This window comes from Candidatus Nitrososphaera evergladensis SR1, assembly GCF_000730285.1.
In the GTDB taxonomy this organism is placed as follows: domain Archaea; phylum Thermoproteota; class Nitrososphaeria; order Nitrososphaerales; family Nitrososphaeraceae; genus Nitrososphaera; species Nitrososphaera evergladensis.
The window spans coordinates 2,219,730-2,240,386 of the sequence record NZ_CP007174.1 but is presented as its reverse complement, the minus strand read 5'-3'; the positions used below and the strand labels follow the sequence as shown (position 1 = coordinate 2,240,386).

Annotated in this window: 27 protein-coding genes, 1 tRNA gene and 1 other RNA gene; 8 read left to right on the top strand and 21 right to left on the bottom strand. The window is 51.5% G+C overall.

The genetic code is table 11. The features are described from left to right. Positions 1–75: 75 nt before the first annotated feature. The 9 genes from NTE_RS12225 to NTE_RS12185 form a co-directional block, all read right to left on the bottom strand. Positions 76–195, bottom strand: a tRNA-Gly gene (locus NTE_RS12225). Between the two features lie 73 nt (positions 196–268). Further along, on the bottom strand, positions 269–700 hold the full coding sequence (locus tag NTE_RS12220; RefSeq protein WP_158385537.1) for a hypothetical protein: 432 nt from the start codon (positions 698–700) through the stop codon (positions 269–271). Between the two features lie 66 nt (positions 701–766). Continuing rightward, the gene (locus NTE_RS12215) at positions 767–1,327 is read right to left on the bottom strand and encodes a hypothetical protein (protein ID WP_148701266.1); all 561 of its coding nucleotides are present in this window, start codon (positions 1,325–1,327) and stop codon (positions 767–769) included. A 44-nt stretch (positions 1,328–1,371) separates the two neighbouring features. Beyond that, the gene (locus NTE_RS12210) at positions 1,372–1,701 is read right to left on the bottom strand and encodes a hypothetical protein (RefSeq protein WP_148701265.1); all 330 of its coding nucleotides are present in this window, start codon (positions 1,699–1,701) and stop codon (positions 1,372–1,374) included. 24 nt (positions 1,702–1,725) lie between these two features. Next, the gene (locus NTE_RS12205) at positions 1,726–3,138 is read right to left on the bottom strand and encodes a UbiD family decarboxylase (RefSeq protein WP_148701264.1); all 1,413 of its coding nucleotides are present in this window, start codon (positions 3,136–3,138) and stop codon (positions 1,726–1,728) included. Further along, the gene (locus tag NTE_RS12200; RefSeq protein WP_148701263.1) at positions 3,113–3,487 is read right to left on the bottom strand and encodes a hypothetical protein; all 375 of its coding nucleotides are present in this window, start codon (positions 3,485–3,487) and stop codon (positions 3,113–3,115) included. Before NTE_RS12200 ends, NTE_RS12205 begins: the two co-directional genes overlap by 26 nt. A gap of 23 nt (positions 3,488–3,510) precedes the next feature. Continuing rightward, positions 3,511–3,753 carry a hypothetical protein gene (locus NTE_RS12195; protein ID WP_075054524.1) on the bottom strand — a complete coding sequence of 81 codons (243 nt, stop codon included), beginning with the start codon at positions 3,751–3,753 and terminating at the stop codon, positions 3,511–3,513. Between the two features lie 379 nt (positions 3,754–4,132). Further along, entirely contained in the window at positions 4,133–5,134 is a 1,002-nt protein-coding gene (dph2, locus tag NTE_RS12190; RefSeq protein WP_148701262.1) for a diphthamide biosynthesis enzyme Dph2, read from the bottom strand. A gap of 4 nt (positions 5,135–5,138) precedes the next feature. Further along, on the bottom strand, positions 5,139–5,450 hold the full coding sequence (locus NTE_RS12185; protein ID WP_148701261.1) for a 4Fe-4S dicluster domain-containing protein: 312 nt from the start codon (positions 5,448–5,450) through the stop codon (positions 5,139–5,141). Positions 5,451–5,629: 179 nt separating this feature from the next. Here NTE_RS12185 and NTE_RS12180 point away from each other — a divergent pair, with 179 nt between their 5' ends. Beyond that, complete coding sequence (locus tag NTE_RS12180; RefSeq protein ID WP_226986996.1) at positions 5,630–6,928, top strand: DEAD/DEAH box helicase; 1,299 nt, start codon at positions 5,630–5,632, stop codon at positions 6,926–6,928. A gap of 57 nt (positions 6,929–6,985) precedes the next feature. On the opposite strand, the gene NTE_RS12175 is transcribed toward NTE_RS12180, so the two are convergent. Then, positions 6,986–7,393 (bottom strand): hypothetical protein, encoded by a 408-nt coding sequence (locus NTE_RS12175; RefSeq protein WP_148701260.1) that lies wholly within the window; start codon positions 7,391–7,393, stop codon positions 6,986–6,988. A gap of 232 nt (positions 7,394–7,625) precedes the next feature. Here NTE_RS12175 and NTE_RS12170 point away from each other — a divergent pair, with 232 nt between their 5' ends. Further along, complete coding sequence (locus tag NTE_RS12170) at positions 7,626–7,991, top strand: hypothetical protein (protein ID WP_148701259.1); 366 nt, start codon at positions 7,626–7,628, stop codon at positions 7,989–7,991. A gap of 126 nt (positions 7,992–8,117) precedes the next feature. On the opposite strand, the gene NTE_RS12165 is transcribed toward NTE_RS12170, so the two are convergent. Further along, positions 8,118–8,261 (bottom strand): YHS domain-containing protein, encoded by a 144-nt coding sequence (locus NTE_RS12165; protein WP_148701258.1) that lies wholly within the window; start codon positions 8,259–8,261, stop codon positions 8,118–8,120. 94 nt (positions 8,262–8,355) lie between these two features. On the opposite strand from NTE_RS12165, the gene NTE_RS12160 reads away from it, so the two are divergent. After that, complete coding sequence (locus NTE_RS12160) at positions 8,356–8,586, top strand: heavy-metal-associated domain-containing protein (RefSeq protein ID WP_226986995.1); 231 nt, start codon at positions 8,356–8,358, stop codon at positions 8,584–8,586. Here NTE_RS12160 and NTE_RS12155 read toward each other — a convergent pair. Continuing rightward, positions 8,579–10,768: a heavy metal translocating P-type ATPase gene (locus NTE_RS12155; RefSeq protein WP_148701256.1), complete on the bottom strand. Its 2,190-nt coding sequence runs from the start codon at positions 10,766–10,768 to the stop codon at positions 8,579–8,581. The genes NTE_RS12160 and NTE_RS12155 overlap by 8 nt on opposite strands. Positions 10,769–11,053: 285 nt before the next feature. On the opposite strand from NTE_RS12155, the gene NTE_RS12150 reads away from it, so the two are divergent. The 3 genes from NTE_RS12150 to NTE_RS12140 all read left to right on the top strand — a co-directional run bounded on the left by NTE_RS12150 (position 11,054) and on the right by NTE_RS12140 (position 13,393). Next, a complete protein-coding gene (locus tag NTE_RS12150) occupies positions 11,054–11,632 on the top strand; it encodes a PepSY domain-containing protein (protein ID WP_148701255.1) in 579 nt (192 codons plus the stop codon). 97 nt (positions 11,633–11,729) lie between these two features. Continuing rightward, on the top strand, positions 11,730–13,175 hold the full coding sequence (locus NTE_RS12145) for a Vgb family protein (RefSeq protein WP_148701254.1): 1,446 nt from the start codon (positions 11,730–11,732) through the stop codon (positions 13,173–13,175). After that, complete coding sequence (locus tag NTE_RS12140) at positions 13,133–13,393, top strand: hypothetical protein (RefSeq protein ID WP_148701253.1); 261 nt, start codon at positions 13,133–13,135, stop codon at positions 13,391–13,393. The genes NTE_RS12145 and NTE_RS12140 overlap by 43 nt, the downstream gene beginning before the upstream one ends. A 184-nt stretch (positions 13,394–13,577) precedes the next feature. Here NTE_RS12140 and NTE_RS12135 read toward each other — a convergent pair whose 3' ends face one another. The 3 genes from NTE_RS12135 to NTE_RS16720 form a co-directional block, all read right to left on the bottom strand. Beyond that, a complete protein-coding gene (locus tag NTE_RS12135; RefSeq protein ID WP_148701252.1) occupies positions 13,578–14,051 on the bottom strand; it encodes a hypothetical protein in 474 nt (157 codons plus the stop codon). A 401-nt stretch (positions 14,052–14,452) separates the two neighbouring features. Next, positions 14,453–14,968, bottom strand: a complete 516-nt coding sequence (locus NTE_RS12130) for a hypothetical protein (protein ID WP_148701251.1) — start codon at positions 14,966–14,968, stop codon at positions 14,453–14,455. A gap of 31 nt (positions 14,969–14,999) precedes the next feature. After that, positions 15,000–15,152: a hypothetical protein gene (locus NTE_RS16720; RefSeq protein WP_158385535.1), complete on the bottom strand. Its 153-nt coding sequence runs from the start codon at positions 15,150–15,152 to the stop codon at positions 15,000–15,002. Positions 15,153–15,306: 154 nt separating this feature from the next. On the opposite strand from NTE_RS16720, the gene NTE_RS12125 reads away from it, so the two are divergent. Then, positions 15,307–15,753: a class IIb bacteriocin, lactobin A/cerein 7B family gene (locus tag NTE_RS12125; protein WP_148701250.1), complete on the top strand. Its 447-nt coding sequence runs from the start codon at positions 15,307–15,309 to the stop codon at positions 15,751–15,753. 129 nt (positions 15,754–15,882) lie between these two features. Here NTE_RS12125 and ffs read toward each other — a convergent pair. From ffs to NTE_RS12100, 5 genes are all read right to left on the bottom strand, one after another. Continuing rightward, positions 15,883–16,193: signal recognition particle sRNA (gene ffs / locus NTE_RS12120), an RNA gene on the bottom strand. 33 nt (positions 16,194–16,226) lie between these two features. Then, positions 16,227–17,183, bottom strand: coding sequence for a TIGR00269 family protein (locus NTE_RS12115; protein WP_148701249.1), 957 nt, complete (start codon positions 17,181–17,183; stop codon positions 16,227–16,229). 54 nt (positions 17,184–17,237) lie between these two features. Then, positions 17,238–17,453 (bottom strand): TFIIB-type zinc ribbon-containing protein, encoded by a 216-nt coding sequence (locus NTE_RS12110; RefSeq protein WP_158385533.1) that lies wholly within the window; start codon positions 17,451–17,453, stop codon positions 17,238–17,240. A 142-nt stretch (positions 17,454–17,595) separates the two neighbouring features. Continuing rightward, on the bottom strand, positions 17,596–18,006 hold the full coding sequence (locus tag NTE_RS12105) for an aconitase X swivel domain-containing protein (RefSeq protein ID WP_148701247.1): 411 nt from the start codon (positions 18,004–18,006) through the stop codon (positions 17,596–17,598). Next, a complete protein-coding gene (locus tag NTE_RS12100) occupies positions 18,003–19,169 on the bottom strand; it encodes an aconitase X (protein WP_148701246.1) in 1,167 nt (388 codons plus the stop codon). Before NTE_RS12100 ends, NTE_RS12105 begins: the two co-directional genes overlap by 4 nt. 134 nt (positions 19,170–19,303) lie before the next feature. Here NTE_RS12100 and NTE_RS12095 point away from each other — a divergent pair, with 134 nt between their 5' ends. Then, complete coding sequence (locus tag NTE_RS12095) at positions 19,304–19,984, top strand: endonuclease III domain-containing protein (RefSeq protein WP_148702159.1); 681 nt, start codon at positions 19,304–19,306, stop codon at positions 19,982–19,984. Here the strand turns inward: NTE_RS12095 and NTE_RS12090 are convergent. Next, positions 19,938–20,642, bottom strand: a complete 705-nt coding sequence (locus NTE_RS12090; RefSeq protein ID WP_148701245.1) for a hypothetical protein — start codon at positions 20,640–20,642, stop codon at positions 19,938–19,940. The two genes, NTE_RS12095 and NTE_RS12090, sit on opposite strands and share 47 nt — an antisense overlap. Positions 20,643–20,657 lie beyond the last annotated feature (15 nt).

Here is a 20,657-nt window from a genome sequence, read left to right as displayed (position 1 = left end):
TCTGTGATGAGTCCGTCAAGTTTTAGAAAGGAAGATCAGCTTTTGTATCAACCAAACGAGTATTGGAAAAGAGAGTGCGGTCACCGGGATTCGAATTCCCGCCCAATTTTGAAAAACTGGGTCCCGGGTCGCGGGCTTTCTTCGCGCAACGCGCGTGGAAGGCCAGCGTCCTAGACCAAACTAGACGATGACCGCACTTGGACTAGCGAAAGTGGCAAGGGTATTAAATCCTTATCAGTTTGCATAATCTGGCTTTGAGTTATGCACATCAGCGCGTGCTTATCTTGATCTCCGAAGATTCCACGGCCGAATAGACTTGTGCATTGTGTATGCCGCTCATTACAAATGTGCGCAATTGATATGTGCCTGCTTTTTGTGGAATCCATGACATTCCCATCGATGTTGAGCCGTGGGCGTCCATATTTCCAGTTTGCCAGTTCATTGCCATTGTTACTCCGTCATAATCCCTTGCCTCGATTATGATTGCATAGGACCTCGCCTCCTTTAGATTGCTCTGGACAGTGGTTGTTATCACTAACTGCTGTCCAACTATTGCCTCCTTTACAGATAGATTGTCGATTGTTATGGCTTTTGGGATGGAAGGAGTCATCAGGACGATGTATGATGCAAACGCCAATGGGATCAGCGAGATTGTTGATATCATGGAAATGAGCGCCACCGCCAGCCTGTACTGGGACAACCGCATGATGTCCAAGTATCCATAGGATTTAAGCAATATGGAATAAAGCTGTTGTTGCTCTAGTAGTCAGTCTGGGAAAATTATGTTCAAAACGACGTCTACCGCCTTGTTTGTCAGCTTGCGCTTGTAGTACTCGCCACCCTTTTTCGGGGCATCGTACGTCTTTTCCTGCTCCACCTCGTGCACAGGCCTGTGGTCCAGCGCTCCGTAGAACTGCGTCTTGATGCCCTTCAGCTTGGAAATTGCGGTCGCGTTGTACGTGTCGTGCAGCCAGACGGATGCGATAAAGTAGATGAAAGGCGGGTTTGGCTTTTTGCTTATCATGCTGTGGATATAGTCGATTGTCTGCCCGATGCTTCTGGATTCAGAATCAATGGCGATGATCTCTGGCTTGACCCCGCCCTTTACCAGCATCTCCTTAACCTTCTCTGACGGGCCCGGCTCGCCGACTATCATCACCATCGTCTTGTGCCTGTCCGGCCTTGACTTCATTATCATGTTGTACGTTTCAAGGCCGACCTTGACGCGCTCTTGTACATAATCAGGCAGGCCGCCGTCTTGGGACTTGCCCCTGTGGACTGCGTACAGGACAAGAAGGTTGCCGTCGGTGAACCGGTACTCTGACATCTGCTGTAGCACCAGTCTTGCCCGACAACGCCAATATAACTATTTCAGAAGAACGATGCCGCCACTTTTTTCGGGGCGCAGATCTGCCGTTCCAGCTCGTCAAGGCGCTGCAGCGACTCGGGGTTCTTTTGCAGGTCCTTAAAAGACTTGTCGTGGCGGACCTTGCGCACGACTGCCATTACTTCTTCATGCGTCACGCCGTGCTTGATGTCGTACTCTATCTGCTTGGCGCAGCTGGAGACCGTGCTGTATTTCTTGTAGTTGCGTTTTTCAAAAGAGGAAGCGTCAGGGGACACGCCCTTGACATAGCGAACAATTACTTTTTCAACGTGTTCAAGGTGCCAGTCTTTCATGGCATAATTGTTAGCTTTCATGGCGCACAGTGTTAGTGTATGAGGCTATTTAATCTTATTAGAGGCGTAATCGCTTACATTGATCTCGTCCTCGCCCGGAATCCTTGCAATCTCGAACCTTTCCTTTGGTTTCAGGATTGTCGCGGTGGCGTCGATGCCCACCTTGGTGGTGAGCAGGTTCTGCTGGTCGCTTGAAGGGTCGAGGCTGGAGCCCTTTGCGTTTGGGATGACTACAAAGCCCCTGTCGGCCTGGCACCTCGTCGCAACGGCATATTCCACCGCCACTGCGTCAGTCGGGTCGATGTCGTCGTCCACAACGGTAGCCATCTTTAGCGATGGGTGGGCGGCAAACGCGGCCATTATTGCGTTCTTGGGCTCGCCTTCAAGGCGCTTTTTTATCTGGATGACTGCAGAGAGCCAGTTGCTCCCGCCGTCTGTGAGGTGCACCGCCTGCGTGGTTGGAACGACGCTTTTGACATAGTCGTACATCTTGGCTTCCACCGGCAGGCCCATCAACAATCGATGCTCCGCATAGCCGGGCAGGATGTCGTGGTAGATTGCGCCGTCGCGGAAACTTAATTTTTCAAGCTCAAACACCGGCTGCTTGCGCTTGAAGTCGTACGTGCGGAGCATCTCGACCATCCACTCCTCCTGCACCCTGTCCTTGAGTATCCTGCCCTCGATGATTATCTCAGAGTGATTTGGCACGTACAGTTGAGAATAGCCTGTTTTTGCAAGCTTTAGCTTGCCTTCCAAGAGCGCGTTTGCAATCATCATTTCATCGACGCCGTACGCTGCCTGGTACGCCGCTGCAATGCTGACAGCAGGATGCACGCCTACTGCTATTGCCACCTTCAGGTCCTCGCCGTGCTCCTTTGCGTACGTGTAGCACTTGTGCAGGTGCCTGCCCTCCACCATCCTTATTGCCATATGTTTTTCGTCCAGGCGCAGCAGGCGGTGGGTGGAAGAATTCTGGTTCCTCCGCTCGCCGTCCTTTGCAAAAACGACCGACGCCGTGGCAAACGCGCCGGCGTCCTTTTCAAAATGCGTTACTATCGGCAGGTCGTTCAGGTTCCTTGAGGAATTTTGCTCAAAAAGCGCCTTGCCCTCTTGCGTTTTCAAAGGCGCAGACATGCCTGCAAGCGCCTCGCTCACCCTGCTGCGTATCGCCTTTTTTGTCTCGGCGATGCCCTTTGGTGCGCTCTTTGCCGAGCTTGTCGCCATGTAGAACCTCCCTGGCGTTCCGCAGACGTTGCTTGCGACAGTAGATATCTTGCCGCCCTCTTTTACCTTCTCAAACAGCACTGCCTGCTTGGAGTCAAACTTGGACACCACGGCCGCAAGCTCGAATTTTGTGCTGACTGGCTTTTTTATGCGTACAAGCTCGCCCTCTTTCTCAAGGAGCTCAAGGTAGCTGCGGAGGTCGCCACCATTATTGTTGTTGCTGCTGTTTGCCATTTTCTGCCCCCACGATATGCATAACCCCTCCCATAATTGCTTTCATGTCTTCCAGCTTCAGCTGGGTCTTGGCATAAAACGAGACTATGCAGATGCCGTTTATCATGGAAGCCACCTTTTCTGCAATGGTGTTGACAAAAAGCGGGTCGCTCTTGCTCGGTATCACCTTTGCCGCAGTCGTGTTGTTCTGCGAGCTTATCGCTACCGATATGGCGCCAATCCTCCTGTCCTGCCCTTCTGAAATGGCTAAAAAACAGCCGTTGCCGTAAAAATTGGCATCAAGCAGAAAACTTCTTCCGCTGTCAGAGCGAACCTCTTCCCTGCTTGGCGCTCCAGTTCCGCTCTCCATTGCCAGTCCTGCTCGCTTTTATGTTATCTTGAGCGGACCGCTATAGGCTTGGCCACGGCCATCTTTTTCGCTCTGGCCCGCAGCTTTGCCTTGTACTTCAAGTTCCTTGGCTTTGTCCTCAGCCTGTACCCACAGCACGGACACCAGAGTCCATCCCACTTGATGAATATCTCGCAGATCTGGCACCTCTTTTGGCCGCTGGCGTACCTGCCCGAGCCGACTGGCTTTTGAGCCTTGTGACGTATGCATATACCCTTGCAAGTCATTTTTTATCACTGGGCAAAATACTGGCACATGGCGGTGTTGCCCGCCTTGGTCTTCTTTTTCCCTTGCTTCAATTACACGCAATATCTATTTAAGATTTATACAAATATTCTATCATCAAAAGCTGGATAATGTCAAAATTTGTATAACTTGTTTCTGCTCCTTATTGTAAATGTTCTAAATAAAATATGGGAAAATCATAGTTATCTGTTCAATATTTTATGCGATGTCACACTGATTATTGTGAAAGTATTTCACTAGTGCTTCGACGAATGCGGAATTCTGCAAGATTTTCAAGAAAACTGCAAAAATCTTGATGCTCTATTTAATTGTTTCCATGAGGCGGAAATATCAAGGGAGGCAACGCTACAAAGCTTGTTACTACAGCCAGTGCTGTATCCTGAGAAAGTCTTCGATGGGTTCCTTCTTTAGCAGTTTTATCAGCGCAAGCGCCTGGGGCACGGAAAGCATCGGCTTGGTAAAGTGGTTGTCCGTTGCTATCCTTGGGCAGGCGACCTGCACAAAGGCGTCGATTCCCTTGAATATCTGCATCCTGTCGCTTGTGATTTCAGTAATCGCTATCAGCTGCACCTTTTTGCCCAGTCTTTCAAACTCTTTTTTCAGCTCCAGCGCGCGCACGTGCGCAAACTGACCCTCCTTCAGGCCGATAACGATCCCGATGCGCTCGGCGTCTGCCGCCTTGTATATTGAAAGTATGGCGCGCTTTTGCAGCCCCTGTGCAAACTCGTTTACCTGCGTGTATTCCTCAAAATAGGGGTCCAGCATGAACGTCGGCTTCTCTGTCGACATGGCCACGCTTGCCGAGTGGAACTGGCTCTGGCCCAAGAAAACATAGCAGTCGACCTGCTTTTGCACGTTCCATGCAGGGTAGAACTCGCAGCCAAACACCTGCGCGTCGCGCAGCTGGCCCTTTCCGCGCCCGATTATCACCTTGTAGCCAAACTCCTCAAAGACCTGCCGCGCTTTATCCACTTCTTCCAGGTGCTGGCTGTCTGTTACGAGCGATATCGCCTTGTACCTGCCCTGCATGTCCTTGGCAAATTTCCTTGCCACGGAATCAAAGCTGACATCGTCGTACGCGTTTATCATCACCACCTTTTCGCCAAATGTCTCCATCGCCACCGTGTGACCCACGTTGAACAGCAGGTCTGCCCCGAGCATGTCTGCCGCGTGCGTGTTCAGGTCGCACGAGCCCCAGCACGGGTCGCCAATGACGTACGCTTCAATGCCGAATTTTTCGTGCACGTGGTCGGCCACGTCCTGCAGCCGCGGGATGAGCGCCTCGGCGCCGTTTAGCGCAATGGAACGGGGCTTGCGCTCCTCGATTATCTGGAAGATGCGGTTCTCGTCTATCTTGATCATTTTTCTATCTTTTCACCTGCAATGGAATGGTGACTCTGATTGCAAACTTGGGGCAGACTGCCTCGCAGCCAAAACAGTATGTGCAGTCGCGCTCGCGCTCTGGCATGGCCTTTCTCTCTGCGCCCTCGCCGTGCCACTCAAACACGTCTGCAGGGCATACGTCGATGCACGCGCCGTCGCCGACGCAGAGGTCGAAATCAACTGTGACACTGGTGCCATAGATGCCAAGCGTGCCCTTGTTGTCTCGCCATACCTTCAGGTTGCCGTACGATTCTTCTGGATGCCTGTGCGCCTGAAAGTCTGGATCGATTGGCAAGTTGCGAGAGAAAATCTCGCCGAATTCAATTTAAATCATGCTATGTATGCACACAAGCCTTGGCGAGTTGCCACAGTTTATATCATGCGCCGGCCTATTGCGTCAGGTATACAAAGAGACTCCGGCAGGTTTGTCACGCAATAAAAACAACGCATCCGTGGCTTTTGTATAAGAAAATAGTGAAAAGAAAAGAAATGACAGTGCCAAGAGAATCCGCAATCACGTTTAATGAACTGGGGCTTGACGGGAAGGTCCAAAGAGCGCTTGCAGAAAACGGGTTTGAGAAACCCTTTCCGATACAAGAGATGGCAATACCCCTCATCCTGCAGGGCAAAGACGTCATAGGGCAGGCGCACACGGGCACCGGCAAGACGGCAGCGTTTGGGTTGCCGCTTTTGTCAAAAATGAGAAACGACACCAGGCAGGTGCAGGCGCTGATACTCGTGCCGACGAGGGAGCTCGCGGTGCAGGTTACAAGCGAATTGATAAAATTTTCAAAATACGCGCAGATATGGACGGTTTCAATCTATGGCGGGCAGAGCTTTGGAGTCCAGACCGGCCTGCTAAAGAGGGGCGCCCACGTTGTAGTCGCCACGCCGGGAAGGCTCATCGACCACATAAAGCGGGGCACGATAAAGCTGGACGGAGTCAAGTTTGTCGTGCTTGACGAGGCTGACAGGATGCTTGACATGGGATTCATCGAGGACATCGAGTTCATCCTGTCAAGGCTGGGCAAGAGCGGGAGCAGCAAGGACCGGCAGACGCTATTGTTTTCCGCGACAATGTCGCCGGAGATCCTCAGGCTTGCCAAGGGCCACATGCGGGAAGGGCAGATACGCGAGATAAGGCTGAACACAAAGGAAGTCGGCCTTGACAACATCGAGCAGTCGTACCTGCTGGTAGGCGAGCAGCAGAAATTCAACCACCTGACAAACCTCATCCGCCCGCACAAGGAGCAGGTGATAGTATTTGCCGCGACAAAGCGCAGGGCGGACAAGCTGGCGGCAAACCTGAAAGCAGGAGGCTTTAGGGCGTCTGCCATACACGGCGACCTGTCGCAAAAAGAGCGGGACCACGTCATGAACAGGTTCCGAAAGGGCGCAGACAGCGTGCTTGTCGCAACGGACATTGCCGCAAGGGGAATCGACGTGCCGGCGGTAGGTCACGTGATAAACTACGACGTCCCAAACGAGCCGGAAACCTACTTTCACAGGATAGGCAGGACCGCAAGGGCAGGCGCGGAGGGCACCGCCGTCTCGCTCGTGTCCCCTGACCGGTTCGGCGAGTTTGAAAGGATACTGAGGCAGACCAAGCTTCCAATAAGCAGGCTGAACGAGGCGATGGGGATTGAAGTTCCTGCGATGCAGCAACGACACCCCAATCAACATGGCCGGCAGCAGCATCCGCAGCAGCACAGGCGCAGCAACCGAAACCGCAGCGGTTTTGGCGGGGGCAGAAGAAGAAACTGGAGAAAATAGAGAGAATGTCATCTCTATCCTTACCGTGCCATCCAATGGGAACCTGCTCGTATAGTGTTATTTGCAGCTAATCGGGACTTTTAATGGGTCTGCTAAAGGCACAGGCGTCAACACCTTGTCCCATACGAAAACCTTGGCGTCATATTGAACTGTTGATGATGACGGCAGGGAAGAAGGATCGAAACTTAGGGCCATCTGCTGCACATCGTTTGAATTGATGGACATTGTCTGCCACTGGACGAATTGTGAAATGCCATTGCTATTGTCTTGAAGGTCGACTATGATAGCTGCAGGCTGGACTGAATTTGAGAGATTTCTGAGCGTGACAGCGATCATGACCAGTCCCTCGCCTGATCGGCAGTCATTGAGAGGGTGCCCGCTGGGGTCCATTAATCTGACGCTTTCAATCTCGATTGGGTAGGGAGCGCTCTGAGCATAAACGGACGGCGTTATTATTATTGGCATGAAAAGAAAGGCACAGACAATGCAAAGCCCCGCACCTGCGAACCGCCTGTATCGGTGAGAGGGCAGTTCCATCTTGAAGGAAATTGCATCGATAATTACTTAACGATTATGTCCAGAATGACGCCAAAAACAATCGCTGATTTGCCGGCCATTTCGTACTGAAAAAAAAGCAAGCTGGCATTTGTTTGTATGTAGCTATGGAAGTGCTTGAAAGAATTGCCGGAATCAGTTCATGCTTTTGCTGGAATCTATTTTATATTTTTCCCATTTTTTAGTGATAAATATGAGAGACGGCTCTTTGGATGTCGAAAACCCCAAGGTAGGCGATAAGGTTGCCAATGACGAAGAATGTGTTGCGATGCTGCGCGTTGCGGTGATCAAGTGCGAAGGATCTGACAGGTTAGAACCCGTCATGCAATTCAGCGTTTCCAAAGATTTCAAATTCAAAGATCTCTTATTGATGATCGACAAGGTAAGAGAGAGACTGGCGCAAATAGAGCCTGTCAAGACAGAGCAAGATAACCGCAAGAGGGAAATTGATGAATACTTGAAGAAAATAGGATTCAAGCTGGAAGAAAATAAGCGGCCAGAAAAATAGTAGATCAAAAACTGCTCAAAAGAAAGCCAAAGAAAACCGTGCTTTTTTATTATTATTGTAAATACGCATTTACGCATACGCACGGAAAAACAAGAGGCCGCATTGATAAAAAAGTGCGTCGTCTCTTTAATATCCGAACTTTGATGGGTTGGCGTCAAACTGTGACTTGCATGCTGCAGAGCACAGGTAGACTTTTCTGCCTCCCGCCTCTGATACGTGCTTTGCAGTCCTCTCGTCAACCATCATTTTGCAAACAGGGTCTTTGAACATGTGCCATTAATAGGCATTGCATCGTAGATAAAGACGGCACTTTACAATTGTAAGGCTGCAACCTATTATCCAAGATATGATCTATCTAGTACAAATGGCAGTTCAAAAGGCGCTCTTCAAAGTAGTAGGCATGTACTGCACTACGTGCAAGCCCATTGTAGAAAAGCAGTTGAAGGGTGAGCAGGCGATAAAAAAGATAGACCTAGATTTTATGACTGATTCTGTCATAGTAGAATACGATCCTGCATTAATCACAAAAGAGGAAATAAAACAGAGGCTGGAGCGCTCTGGCTACCAGTTCGTCAGAAGGACAGAAGCTATGTAGCCTCTGCGTTGTTGTAGTAGTAGACCTGCTTTGGCTCCTTCTCGCCGTATATCCGCTCCTTCTCTGGCTTGCCTTCTGCTGTCGCAAACCTCGGCCTGTACCTGCCAAGTAGCAGCGAATTGCCCACGACGGAAACCGAGCTCATGGCCATCGCCCCTCCCGCAAGCAGCGGGAGCCATTCGTACATCTGCGCCCCAAATGCTGGCACGAGCGCCCCTGCCGCGATGGGTATCAGACCCGTGTTGTACGCAAAGGCCCAGAACAGGTTCTGCTTTATCTTTGACACCGTCTTCCTTCCAAGTTCAAATGCAGTCACGACGTCGCGCAGGTCATTTTTTATCAGTATGATTCCACCCGTTTCTTTTGCAACGTCAGTCCCGGAGCCTATTGCGATGCCAAGGTCGGCACGGGCAAGCGCCGGTGCGTCGTTGATGCCGTCGCCTACCATTGCCACCGCGCCTCTGCCTTCCGACTTGAGCTCTGTAATCACTCGCTCCTTCTGCTGGGGTAGCACCTGCGCGATTACCCTGTCAATGCCCAGGCTGGATGCTATTGCCCTTGCCGTCCTTTCATTGTCGCCCGTTAGCATGACGACTCTTATGCCCATCTGCTTCAGCGAGTCGATTGCTTCTTGCGCGTGCTCCTTTACGGTGTCGGCCATTGCCACAATGCCTGCAAGACTGCCGTCAACTGAGACAAGCGTTGCTGTCTTGCCTTCTGTCTCAAGCCTGCTCATCGTGGCATTGACTTTGTCCGGGACAGCTATTCCGTTGTCGGCCATCATCTTTCTGTTTCCAATCATTATAGAGTGGCCTGCATATCCGGCTTTCAACCCGTGGCCCGACACCGCTTCAAACGATTCCGGGCTTGCAATAACAAGCCCTTGTTCCTTTGCCTTTCTCACTATCGCCTGCCCTAACGGGTGCTCGGAACCTGACTCTGCTATTGCGGCAAGCCTGAGCAATTCCTGCTGCCCGCCCATCTTTTCCGACAACGCTATGACATCGGTGGCTTCGGGCTGGCCCTTTGTCAGGGTGCCCGTCTTGTCAAACACCGCCGTCCTGACTTTTCTTGCCATCTCCAGGTACTCTTCTCCCTTGAACAGTATGCCGTTTTCTGCCCCCTTGCCTGCTCCCATCATCAACGCGGCCGGTGTTGCAATTCCAAGAGCGCACGGGCAGGCTATGATTATGACCGACACAAATGCAAGCAGCGAGAACGTGAGCCCGATGCCTCCTACGAAATACCATGCCAGCGCTGACGCGATTGCCACCGCGATGACGGCCGGGACAAAGTATTTTGCAACTTGGTCTGCCATCTTTTGCATCTGCGCCTTGCCCGTCCTTGCTTCCTGGACAAGCGCTATTATCTGCGACAGGACCGTGTCCTGGCCGACTTTGGTTGCCCTTGCCTTGAGCAGGCCGCTTTTGTTTATCGTGGCGCCGATGACTTCAGAGCCGGCGGACTTGTCGACCGGTATCGACTCGCCCGTGACGGCCGACTCGTCAACAGAGGAAGAGCCTTCTGCCACCGTCCCGTCGGTGGGTATCCTCTCGCCCGGCCTGACAAGGAACAAGTCGCCTTCCTGCACCTGCTCTACCGGCACTTCTTCCTCCCTTCCGCCGTCTCTGATCACTCGTGCCATCCTCGGCTGGAGGTCGAGAAGTTTCCTCACCGCGTTTGACGCCTTTTCTTTTGTCCTTGTTTCAAGCAGCCTGCCTATGAGTATCAGGGTGATGATTATGGCGGCCGTCTCAAAGTACACGCCTTCAAACGGGAACAGGCCAGGCGCTACAGTCACGACGGCGCTGTACAGAAAGGCGGCCGTGGTTCCCACAGCGATCAGCGTATCCATGTTTGACGCCCTTGCCTTGATAGCGTCCCACGTCCCCTTGTAGAACCGCCATCCGGCCCAGAACTGCACAGGCGCTGCCAGCGCAAGGAGGACGTAGCTGTTCACCTCCTTTGGAAGCAGCATCAGGTAGGTCAGTATCGTTATCGGTATGGTGAGGGCGATGCTAACCCCTGTGACTATCTTTAGCTTTCTCAGCTCTTTTTCTGGCGCAGTGAATTCATTGAGGCACTGCGTGCTGCAGAAAAAGTATTCCCTGCCGTCCGCCGTGTGGCGTATGGCGTCGGGCTTTTCTTCAACAAACATTCCGCAGACTGGATCTTTTGCCATATTGTTCTGCTGTACCTCTGGGCTTTCTCGTATATAGGAGCAGGACTTTACAACTGTAAAAAACAGGTTTCACCTGATGCCGCCTTTATGGTGTTGCTTCATCAGTCTGCAGAACTCTGTTACGGCGCCCTGAAAGTTTTCGCTTTCGCGACTGTTCGATGCTTGGTTTTCTGTTCCACACCCGCAGATTGCTTCTTCAGGATTCTGCTATTGCTATTCTAGGTAAGCAAGATAATCAGTTGTGTCTCCTCAAGTATTAAGAATCATGAGAGCGATAATGAATCGATGTCAAGCCTAAAAGGAAACAAGAAATTCCTAATTCCCGCTCTTTTGGCCGCGGGCCTGGTTGCCTCATTGGTTGCGGCCACGTCATTTGCCTCCGCGCAGAACACGACCAGTCCTCTAGGAAACAATAACACCAACAATGCCAATAATAGTACGCAGAAAGGAGCAATTCCTCAAGCGAACAACAATACTAACAGTACTCAGGCGGCAACAATGGACAAGATAGTAGGCACGATAAACATCAAAGAAGCAGAGAAAACATTCCTAAGTGACCATCTCCGCGTGACTCTCACCGACGCTTCCAGGGTGGCAGGAAGTCAGGGCAACGGGACGGCAGTCACAGGCCGCCTCGGCGTAGTGCACGACTACTTGGTATACACCATCACGGTGGCAAACATGAACGACGGGACTGTTCACAAGGTAATCGTTGATGCAGGAAATGGAAGCGTGCTTTACACCTCGCCTGCAAAGCCGATAGACAATTCGAGTCTTGGAAGAATGATGGACGGAGCCTTTGGACACTGGACGCACGAACATCACCATCATCACCACGGCCATCATGACGATGATGACGATTGATGAGGAATGACAATGCGTTAAGGGTGGCAATTTACCACTGTAAAGATTAGGATTAAAGTATGGGCTATTTTTGATTCTAGTCCGTATGTGGAGATACGTGGTTGCACCAGCATTAGCGGTAGCGGTATTGCTCTTGGCTGTCTTGCCGTTCCAAGTTGTTAATGCCCAGACAGTTACCACTGGAAATGATGATGTCACGTACACCAAGGAAAGCAAATTCATAAAAGAATTTCAAATTAACGACCTAAAAGAAGACCGCGGGCTCGGAGGGATAACAACCGATGCACGGGGAATGCCATGGTTCTATTTCTCAACCAATGCCACAAGCGCAGTTTTCAGCTTTGACCCCTCGGGCAACAAATTTACTCGCTACGACGTGCAAGGCGAGACAGTTGTCGACAATCCTGTAATAAAGCTGGCCGCTGGCCAGCTCGTATTTGACAGAGAAGGTGCCCTGTGGTTTACGGACGCCAGAACCAATTCGATAGGCAGGCTGGCAAACGGGCAAATCCAACTCATACCTATACCGACAGAGAAATCGGGACCGATGGGCATTGCCCTGTCGCCTGATGGCGGGAGCGTCTGGTTTGCAGAAATCTTGGGCAATAAAATAGGCAAAGTCGATACGGCTTCTGCAAAGATAACGGCTGAATACTCTTTGCCAGAGCAGAGCGGCCCAACCTTTCTTGATTTTGACGATAGCGGGGCTCTCTGGGTCAGCCTGTCCTATTCAAGAAGCGTCATGCGGATAGAGCCCTGGCTGCTTGCGTCAAGCAGTGCAGCTGGTATGCCCATTCTGTCATTGCCAAAGCCTGATTCCTTTTCTCCGTTTGGAATCGCGGTAGCAAATAACGGCAAATTGTATCTCTCTGATCACGGCTCAAGCCGGGTCATAGTATCTGACGCGACGCTGCAGAACTATACGTCGTACTGGACATCTCCTTCTGGATCATTTCCCGCCACTCTGCCAAGCCAGATCGTTTCAGATGATAAATCAGGCAACGTCTATTTTCCCGAGCATGGCGGAAACAGGATAGCAAGGATAGATTCGCAGGGAGTTATGACCGAGTACGAAATTCCCACCGGGCCACTTTCTGCAGCGGTATTTGCTGCTGTTTCTCATGACGGAAAGAAAGTGTGGTTTACTGAATGGGCGTCAAACAAGGTGGCATATCTTGATGCCTCGGCGCAGGTGCCTTTTGATGCGCAAATCCTTCAGCCGCAGCAGTCTATCACGCTGACCAAAAGCGGGGCTGCAAGCTTGGATGTTTTGATAAAAAAATCTGCCATTGCAAATGGTAGTGATAATAGTCTTGGTTCCTTGTCCCTTTCGCAGGTCGAAGTTGGGCTAACCGGAATGACCGAGTCAGGACTCGCAGGGGTGACCTATCACGCAAATCCGCCGAGGGTTAATCTGCAAGAAAATGCATCATCTTCTTCTGCCGAATCTAACATTCAGCTTCAGGCCAGAATAACTCCAAGCCCGGCAATTATACCGCGATGGTCAAGGTTCAGACTCCTGAGAAGGACGATGACGGCTTGATAGTTTCAAGGCTGTATCCTGTCAAGCTGGTTCTGGATGTCCCGCAACCTGCGCCTGCCCAGACGGAAGAAGAACAACCGCAAAGCAGCAGTAATAATATTCCTGCCTCATCTCCATTTGACATTCGTGATATAATCAGAGTGCTGGCTGCCGCGGCAGCCGTAGGTCTTGTTGGTTATATTGTCTACACGAAGATCAAGGGAAGAAAGAAAAAGTAAGTCGGCGCAATCCTTCCGATGACACTTTCTTTTGCAAGGCTCTGCATCTGCTATGTGGTGCTGCTTGGATTGCTATGAGGGTTGCGATCATTTATGGCACTGGTGAAAATTCGGGTGAAACTCCGTCTCTGTTGAGACCGAGTCGCGATGTGTTGAATTGGGATGATGAAGAATATACAATAGGTCAGTTAGCCTTTCGTTTTGTCTTTCGGTAGGCTTCTGGTGCGACCACCGTGAAGGCACCGGCAAGGAGAGCCAAAGGAATTGACAGTAGCAACGAGTATTGATAGAATACTAAATCGATTGTCTCTGCTGTCAGGATGCAAGCACTTTCAGCAGTTACTAGAATGTATGCACTTGTTTTCAACATGTACTTTTTGTTTGGTTGGCGGTGCAGCTGAGGCAGTTTAGTCATGCCAATTGCAAGGTTTTTGAAAGTCGTCTTTAGGTTTGAGGTAAAGCCTGTTCCTGCTCCTTGCTCCAAAACAGAGCAGCAGCCGTCAATCCTGTCATTTGAGCCGTAATTGTATCTGCCAAGTATTGTGGCAAACGTAGTAAATCCTGCAAGGGCGTAGCCCATTGCATATGCTATAGGTATCCCTATCTGATTGAAGCCAAAGAGGTACAAGCCCGTGTTTTCGCCAATTTCAGTAGCCACGATGCAGAGAATTTCAATGCCAAGTGCAGCAGCGTACAGTGCTTTTGCATTTCTAAGAAACTGAAGTAAGCCGGATTGCGAGGTTGTTTTTTGCGGTATAGAGTCATTTTTACAAACACCCGAAGCGCAGCAATCGTCATTCATTTTTGTCAGCGTCAACTTTGACGCATACTTTTTCGCACTGTTATGAATGGCAATACAACAACATGCCTCTTTGGTGCAGGTGCCACAGCGTTGAGCATGTTCCACCTTCATGCAATCCTGCGGGTCACACTGGCATTCTGCACACTTGATAGACATTTATCTAATCAAAAAAGGGATTTTTTGACATTAAAACCTAGCTTGCTCTGGACTTGCTTCATTCATCGGTCTTGTGTCTTTCTTAGCCCTTGCTGCAGTCCTCATGATACCTCTAGCCTGATTTCCTGCCCGTCCTTTAGAACCAGATTCTTAAAGTCGGGGACAGGACTGCCGTCTGCGATCACTTTTACTTCCTTGCCTGCATACTTGCTGTCCGACATCACGCCCCAGATGTCCAAAAGTTGGCCCAATGTGTAGTCCCTCTGCTCATTGGATTCGACGTGAATTGTGCCGCTTGTGTCATGCGTGTGTAGCGGGGCCATTCCCTGCATACCAAAAGAGTCAAGCGAATGGTCATTCCATAAAGTCTTGTCTATCCCTATATTTTGTGGAACCTGTGTTTCTTGACCGCCAACTAATAGCGAGAGTTTAGGATGAATGTGCATGACCATCGGCTTGTCGTTATTGGTACTTGCCATTGGTGCATTTGGCGGTTGAATCGCGCCACTAGCTGCAGCGGCAGTAATTCCTGCAGCTATAACTGCTATGGCAGCTATGATGATTATCTTGATGCCGCTCTTTTGTGTTCTTGCATCTGGCTTGCTGCCTTTTGTCATTTTTTTCTCTCATTCACCTGATATTATGCAGCTAACAGCATCCTCCGCCGCCGGAGCCCCTATCTTCATAATCCTTTCTTTCTATATCCCTTGCCATTTTCATTTCGGCATATTGCCCGGCGTGCTCCTCTGAACAAAAGTATTTCCCGAATCTTTTCATTGCTGTATTCTTGTCAACGTCCATTCCGCATACCGGGCAATGCTTTTGAAGTAATCCGAGCATGTACTTTCAGCTCTAACCCGTGTTATATCAATACAGCACTTTACAATTGTAAATTGCTGCGCTTATCTATCATTTTCTGCAACAATAAGGTGTGCAGAAGGAGGAGCGATAACAATTGGAAAGTGTCTCAAAAACCAACGGAGGAATAGCTCCTTCCGCGATAATGGCAGTCATAGGAGGCGCACTCATGCTTGCGGGAGGAATATTTGCCCTTTCAATGCTTAGCCTATGGAACACGCAGATGATGGGGATGATGATGCCATCTGGACTGGGCGGCCAAATGATGATGGGTGGAAGCGGAGGATGGGGCATGACTATGATGGTGCCAGACGGTGCAGGATTCATGTGGTGGGCTGTCGGGACCTTGTCTGCAATATCTGTAGGTGCAGGTGCAGTATCTGTAGCAGGAGGATTGGCCATTCATAGAAAGCCAGCAAGTGCGGGCGTCTGGGGAATCGGAATTCTAGTTGCGTCTATTGTAGGTCTTGTCAGCATGAGTGGCTTCTTCATCGGTCCAATACTTGGAATCATAGCAGGAATACTGGCACTAGCCAAAAAGTGATGATAGCCTAACTCGCTGCCAACAACTCTGTTCATTTTTTCTTGAGAGTATAAAAGAAGTAACCGGAAATTGCCGTGTTCCACTGGAAGCACGCCCCTACTCCCAGTACACATATACAAAAGAGAGTGGAGGCAGCCCACCGGTACCACCGTTGGAAAAAGGCCCCATCTCAAGCCCTGCGAGATCCACCACGTAGACGTGCTAGCATGGCTACGCCGCCTTAGGGTTGCTCCCTCCCGGACCTCACCCATTTCGACGATGCGCAGTCGACGCCGCGCCTTCGCGCAGATCGCTGCTCATAACCATCCGACACGGCGTGATTTCATTTCCGCAAGGCAAGCGGGTACCCCCTCCCAGCGGATTTACCCAGCGGTTACTGATCCTGGCATAAAGCCGATTTCCAGTGTGGGGCACGGCTAGCACCCCGACCCTCCCTGCCTCCACAATGCCTGTACAAAAATCGCTATATTATACTAGCGGTCGATTTGTGACGCCTGTCCGAGCAGACTCTTTGTTGTCTTGCATACCGAGCAGACATCGCCGGTGGAATCGCGGCCGCACAGCCTGCATTTTTTGTCGCCCCTTGGCTCTGTAAACGACGCTCGTAATTTTTCCGACACTTTCATCATCGACGCGTACGCGTTGTTCTTTATCCCCGGGTGCTCCCCTTCCATCTTGTTGAAAAACTCGCGCAGGTCCGTCCTGATGCTCTCGTTCATGTACGGGCATTCCTCTGACTGGAACGGGATCTCGCGCTGCAGCGCGTAAAATACTATTTCGTGCTCGTACAGTTCCACAAAGGGCTTGATCTTTTTCATGCCGCCTGCGTACTCTATCGGCTCCGGGTATATCCAGCCGATGCGCTCCACGTCGCCTGCCAATAAATTGATCATAAACGTCTGAAGCTGGTCGTCCATGTTGTGCGCAGTAGCTACGACGTCTGCGCCGACGCTTTCTGCCGCCAAGTCAATAGCACGCCGCCTGAACGTGCCGCACATCGAGCATGATGACATCTTTTTCTCTGATGGCCGCAGCACCATCGCCTCGTCCATCGACACGCCAAACAGATCCTTGTAGCTCATTATCTTGCCCTGCACTCCAAGCTGCAGGCAAAAGTCCTTGACGATTTCAAGCGACTCGTCACGGTATCCCTTTATCCCCTCGTCAATCGTGACTGCGATGAGGTCGTCTTTGCCACGGTCGTGCTCGTCAAAGATCTTTTTTAAAACATACAAAAGCGAAAGGCTGTCCTTTCCACCAGAAACGCCTACGGCGACCCGCTCGCCGTATTTCAGCATCGAGTACTTGGACATCGTCCTTGCGGTCTTGTCCTCGATGGATCGCACAAAGCACTTCTTGCACAGGTACTCGCCAGAGTAGGCGCGAAAATACACGGAAGGGTCTTTGTGGCACTTGGTGCAGGTGTGCAAGATTACATCTGCTGCAAGCCCTGCTAGGGATATTAATTATTCTCGGGCTCTGTGTTATTTTTGCTGCTTGTCCTTCTTGGAAGACTGCCACCAGTCGATGTAATCGTCATGCTTCTTTTGGCGCATGTCTTCTTTTCTGGCGTCGGCCTTGTCGCGCAGCTCGTCTATTTTTTCTCTTGAAGCAAAAAGGCCGCAGCTCTTGCAGATGAAATTCTTGCTGGCGAGGTCAAACTTGAGCTCGCCTCCACATTCGGGACAGTAGCTGACCAATATGATCCCGTTTCCACGCGCAAATAAAAGGTTTTTTCAGTCGGTGCACGGACTTTGGTCGTCATTCCGCAGGCTAGCCGCGGTCGGTTCGCCCATCTGGTGTGCCGTGCACCGAGCAAGCTTTGCTGCGTAGGAAAAAAGATTAAACTGTTGCTATCTGGCCCGCGTCTGCATCTACCTTTATTCTGGAGCCGGGCCTAACCAGAGACACTAAGGATGACGACTTCTCCGGGAGGTCGACGACCGGGATGTTGGCGATTGCGCAACCAGAGGCGGTGGTAATGTCTGCTTTTGCGCACACTATGGCCTTTGGAGCCGTTCCTGCTTCCTTGAGCGAATAAAAGACGTATGCGCCCACGCTGCTTCCAACGGCGTTTGGAAACACCAGGACCGTGTCTTTGAGCGACTTGCCGTAAAGCTTGTGCTTTGGGTCGGTTATCCTGCCGCTTTTTGCCTCGACCATCGCAAGAAAGTTTATCGGCTGCGAGCTGACAAGCGCCTCGCCTTCGCCCTTGCCGCCAACAATCCTGCGGCAACCGGTTATCATTGTCATCTTGTGTACTCCTTTACTATTGTCTTTATGTCCTTGAGCGCGACTCGTACCTTGTTAGAGTTGTTCATGTAGTACGCCGCCTTGACGCTGCTTGTTACCACGGAATCGTACTTGTCCTTGTCGACGTACGGCGTCAGGCACGTACAAGAATCGCACATGAACTCGCCTCCTGCCTTTTCGATCTGCCCTGTCAGGCCGATCTTGGTCGCCTGGTTGTGGATGGCGCGTGAGCAGAATATCATGCAGCGTTTGTTGAATTTCTTGCCCTCTGTCATCTTGGCAAGGGTGGCAAGCTCTTCAAGCCCTAGCTGCGGGCTTCCAAGGGTGATGATGTCGCCGTCTTCCGCCGTGTTCAATTCGTCCCTTGCCTTTTTTGCTTCCTCTTTGCCAAACGCTATCTTTTCCTTGCCTGCTATCGAATCTCCAAGCGAGAACATGCCGCACGAGCCGGAAGTGCCGATGCCTGCGGAAAGCGCTTTTGCCTGCGGCCTGCCTATTGAACTTCCAATGCTGCCTGCAAGCGCGACGCTGCTGTCCTTTACCACCTTGCCCGCAAAATACCCGAGCAGGCCATAGTCCAGATCGCTTTCAAATGCAAGTCCTTTTGTCTCTATGGCCACCCTGGGGCTCCTTGCTTCGTCAAGGCGCAGGTCTGAAAGCGGCGCCTTGCCGGTGACAGAGCTTGCAAGGGCGGAGAGCGCGCTCTCCTTGTTGGTGCGAAGTCCAAGGAGCGAATTTGAAAACACGGCCGCGTTGCTTTCTGCAAAGCTGACCGCGGTGCCCTTTTTCGGGATGTCAAAAACCTCGTAAGGAGTGCACGTAAACGATGGCGTGACTCCCATGCGCTCGTACGAGCGCATTATGCTTGCCTGCCTTTCAATGAACTTTTCAGGCAATTGCTCTGGCCTGCTTCTGTCATAGCCCATCGGGTTTATAGTCGTCTTTACTGCGACCCTTGCACCCTCGCTGAACTTTTCAAGGAACTGCACGCCTGCGTCGCCAATAGTGTTATAGTTGACGCCAGAAACGTGGGCCCACTTTATCGGCACCAGCCTCTTTGCGCCCGTGGCCTCACCGATGGCCGCAAGGATGCGGTACGCCATAGCAAGCGCCTCGCCCTCTTCTCCTGCAAGCGCCCTCTCCTCCTCCCTCGTCAGCTCCACGAAAACATCTCCATAAACAGAGTATAAGAACCATATCTCTTGCACGGGAGCAGGGTTATATCACGGGCGCACGAACGCACCATTGCTTGGCCAAGAAGGGGAGGACTGCGACGACAAAGAACAAGAAGATGGCAATGGGCGAGATCCTCCGCCGGATGGAAGCGGCGCTTTACCGGGAAAATCCGCCGCGCCTGACCGCGCTTCGCGGCCTGCAGAAGGAAGAGAATGGCGACCCCTTCCGGATACTGATAGGAACCATCCTGTCTGCGCGCTCGCGCGACGAATACACGACAAAGGTGGTTAACAAGCTGTTTGCAACCTACAGGACGCCGGAAGAGCTGGCGTCTGCCGACCTTGACGACCTTAAAAAACTGATACACAGCATCGGCTTTTACAATGTCAAGGCGGCAAGGATAAAACAGGTCGCGCAGGCCATCGTCGAAAAATTTGGAGGCATTGTTCCTTCTGACATTGACAAATTGCTGGAACTTCCAGGCGTGGGCCGCAAGACTGCAAACTGCGTGCTCGTCTACGCGTTTGACAAGCCTGCTATCCCTGTCGACATACACGTGCACCGCATATCAAACCGCCTTGGGCTCGTGGAAACAAAGACTCCAGAGCAGACCGAGGAGGAGCTGAGCAGGATGGTGGACAGGAGGCTGTGGACAAAGGTAAACGACACGTTTGTCATGTACGGACAGAACATCTGCCTGCCTGTCAAGCCGAACTGCCGCGTGTGCGACTTGAAAAGTGTGTGCCGCTACTATGCTACGACGACGACGATCTCTTCTTCTTCCACAAAAGAACGCCCATGAGCGCGCCAACGCCTATCATGACTGCCGCCGGCACATAGTATATCGGAGTGTCCGAAGGGCTTCCGTACAGGATGCCTATGCCAAGCGTCCCGCCGTACGCGTTTGCAAGCGCTCCTGCTTCGTCCATGCCGTACACCTCGATTGACGCGGGGTTGAATCCCTGTATGTCGAGCCTGTCAACCACTATTCTCTTGCCGTCCGTCACCGTGAGCCCGCTGTTGTCGCTGTGGGTCAGGGTGACAAGCTCCTCGTAGACCCAGTTGCCGCTCTCGATTATCTGGTATCCCGTCTGTGGCGCGTTTACCGCGACTACGAATTTCTGCTCGTCGCCTCCGTACATGAATATCTGGATGTACTTTTCGCTTGGCGCCGGCTCCTTGATGGTTATCACGACTTTGGAGTCGTTTCTTGGGACGTACGAAAGCTTGTCGTCGACCGTGAATATCCAGTTCTGGCCCTTTGACTGGTCGTACTTGTAGACCACCGGGTTGCGGATGTCCCGGTTTGCCGCCTGGTACGGGAGGACAAAGCTCTCGTCTTTTGGCGATTTTATAACGTTCGTGGGCTGGATCTCCTCTTGCCCAAGTGCCTGCTGTAACGGGACAAGCACAATGACGAGAAACCCAAATACTGCCAAGGCCGGGCGCAAAAGGCGCATATTTTGGATAGAGGT

Bases quoted from the DNA above. Each gene is read 5' to 3' on its own strand.
- dph2 (WP_148701262.1), bottom strand. From the start codon at position 5,134: ATGATCAAGATAGACGAGAACCGCATCTTCCAGATAATCGAGGAGCGC.
- NTE_RS12140 (WP_148701253.1), top strand. From the start codon at position 13,133: ATGGTCAAGGTTCAGACTCCTGAGAAGGACGATGACGGCTTGATAGTT.
- NTE_RS12160 (WP_226986995.1), top strand. From the start codon at position 8,356: ATGGCAGTTCAAAAGGCGCTCTTCAAAGTAGTAGGCATGTACTGCACT.
- NTE_RS12205 (WP_148701264.1), bottom strand. From the start codon at position 3,138: ATGGCAAACAGCAGCAACAACAATAATGGTGGCGACCTCCGCAGCTAC.
- NTE_RS12130 (WP_148701251.1), bottom strand. From the start codon at position 14,968: ATGACAAAAGGCAGCAAGCCAGATGCAAGAACACAAAAGAGCGGCATC.
- NTE_RS12105 (WP_148701247.1), bottom strand. From the start codon at position 18,006: ATGACAATGATAACCGGTTGCCGCAGGATTGTTGGCGGCAAGGGCGAA.
- NTE_RS12150 (WP_148701255.1), top strand. From the start codon at position 11,054: ATGTCAAGCCTAAAAGGAAACAAGAAATTCCTAATTCCCGCTCTTTTG.
- NTE_RS12175 (WP_148701260.1), bottom strand. From the start codon at position 7,393: ATGCCAATAATAATAACGCCGTCCGTTTATGCTCAGAGCGCTCCCTAC.
- NTE_RS12095 (WP_148702159.1), top strand. From the start codon at position 19,304: ATGGGCGAGATCCTCCGCCGGATGGAAGCGGCGCTTTACCGGGAAAAT.
- NTE_RS12210 (WP_148701265.1), bottom strand. From the start codon at position 1,701: ATGAAAGCTAACAATTATGCCATGAAAGACTGGCACCTTGAACACGTT.
- NTE_RS12215 (WP_148701266.1), bottom strand. From the start codon at position 1,327: ATGTCAGAGTACCGGTTCACCGACGGCAACCTTCTTGTCCTGTACGCA.
- NTE_RS16720 (WP_158385535.1), bottom strand. From the start codon at position 15,152: ATGGACGTTGACAAGAATACAGCAATGAAAAGATTCGGGAAATACTTT.
- NTE_RS12155 (WP_148701256.1), bottom strand. From the start codon at position 10,768: ATGGCAAAAGATCCAGTCTGCGGAATGTTTGTTGAAGAAAAGCCCGAC.
- NTE_RS12165 (WP_148701258.1), bottom strand. From the start codon at position 8,261: ATGTTCAAAGACCCTGTTTGCAAAATGATGGTTGACGAGAGGACTGCA.
- NTE_RS12170 (WP_148701259.1), top strand. From the start codon at position 7,626: ATGCTTTTGCTGGAATCTATTTTATATTTTTCCCATTTTTTAGTGATA.
- NTE_RS12195 (WP_075054524.1), bottom strand. From the start codon at position 3,753: ATGACTTGCAAGGGTATATGCATACGTCACAAGGCTCAAAAGCCAGTC.
- NTE_RS12090 (WP_148701245.1), bottom strand. From the start codon at position 20,642: ATGCGCCTTTTGCGCCCGGCCTTGGCAGTATTTGGGTTTCTCGTCATT.
- NTE_RS12200 (WP_148701263.1), bottom strand. From the start codon at position 3,487: ATGGAGAGCGGAACTGGAGCGCCAAGCAGGGAAGAGGTTCGCTCTGAC.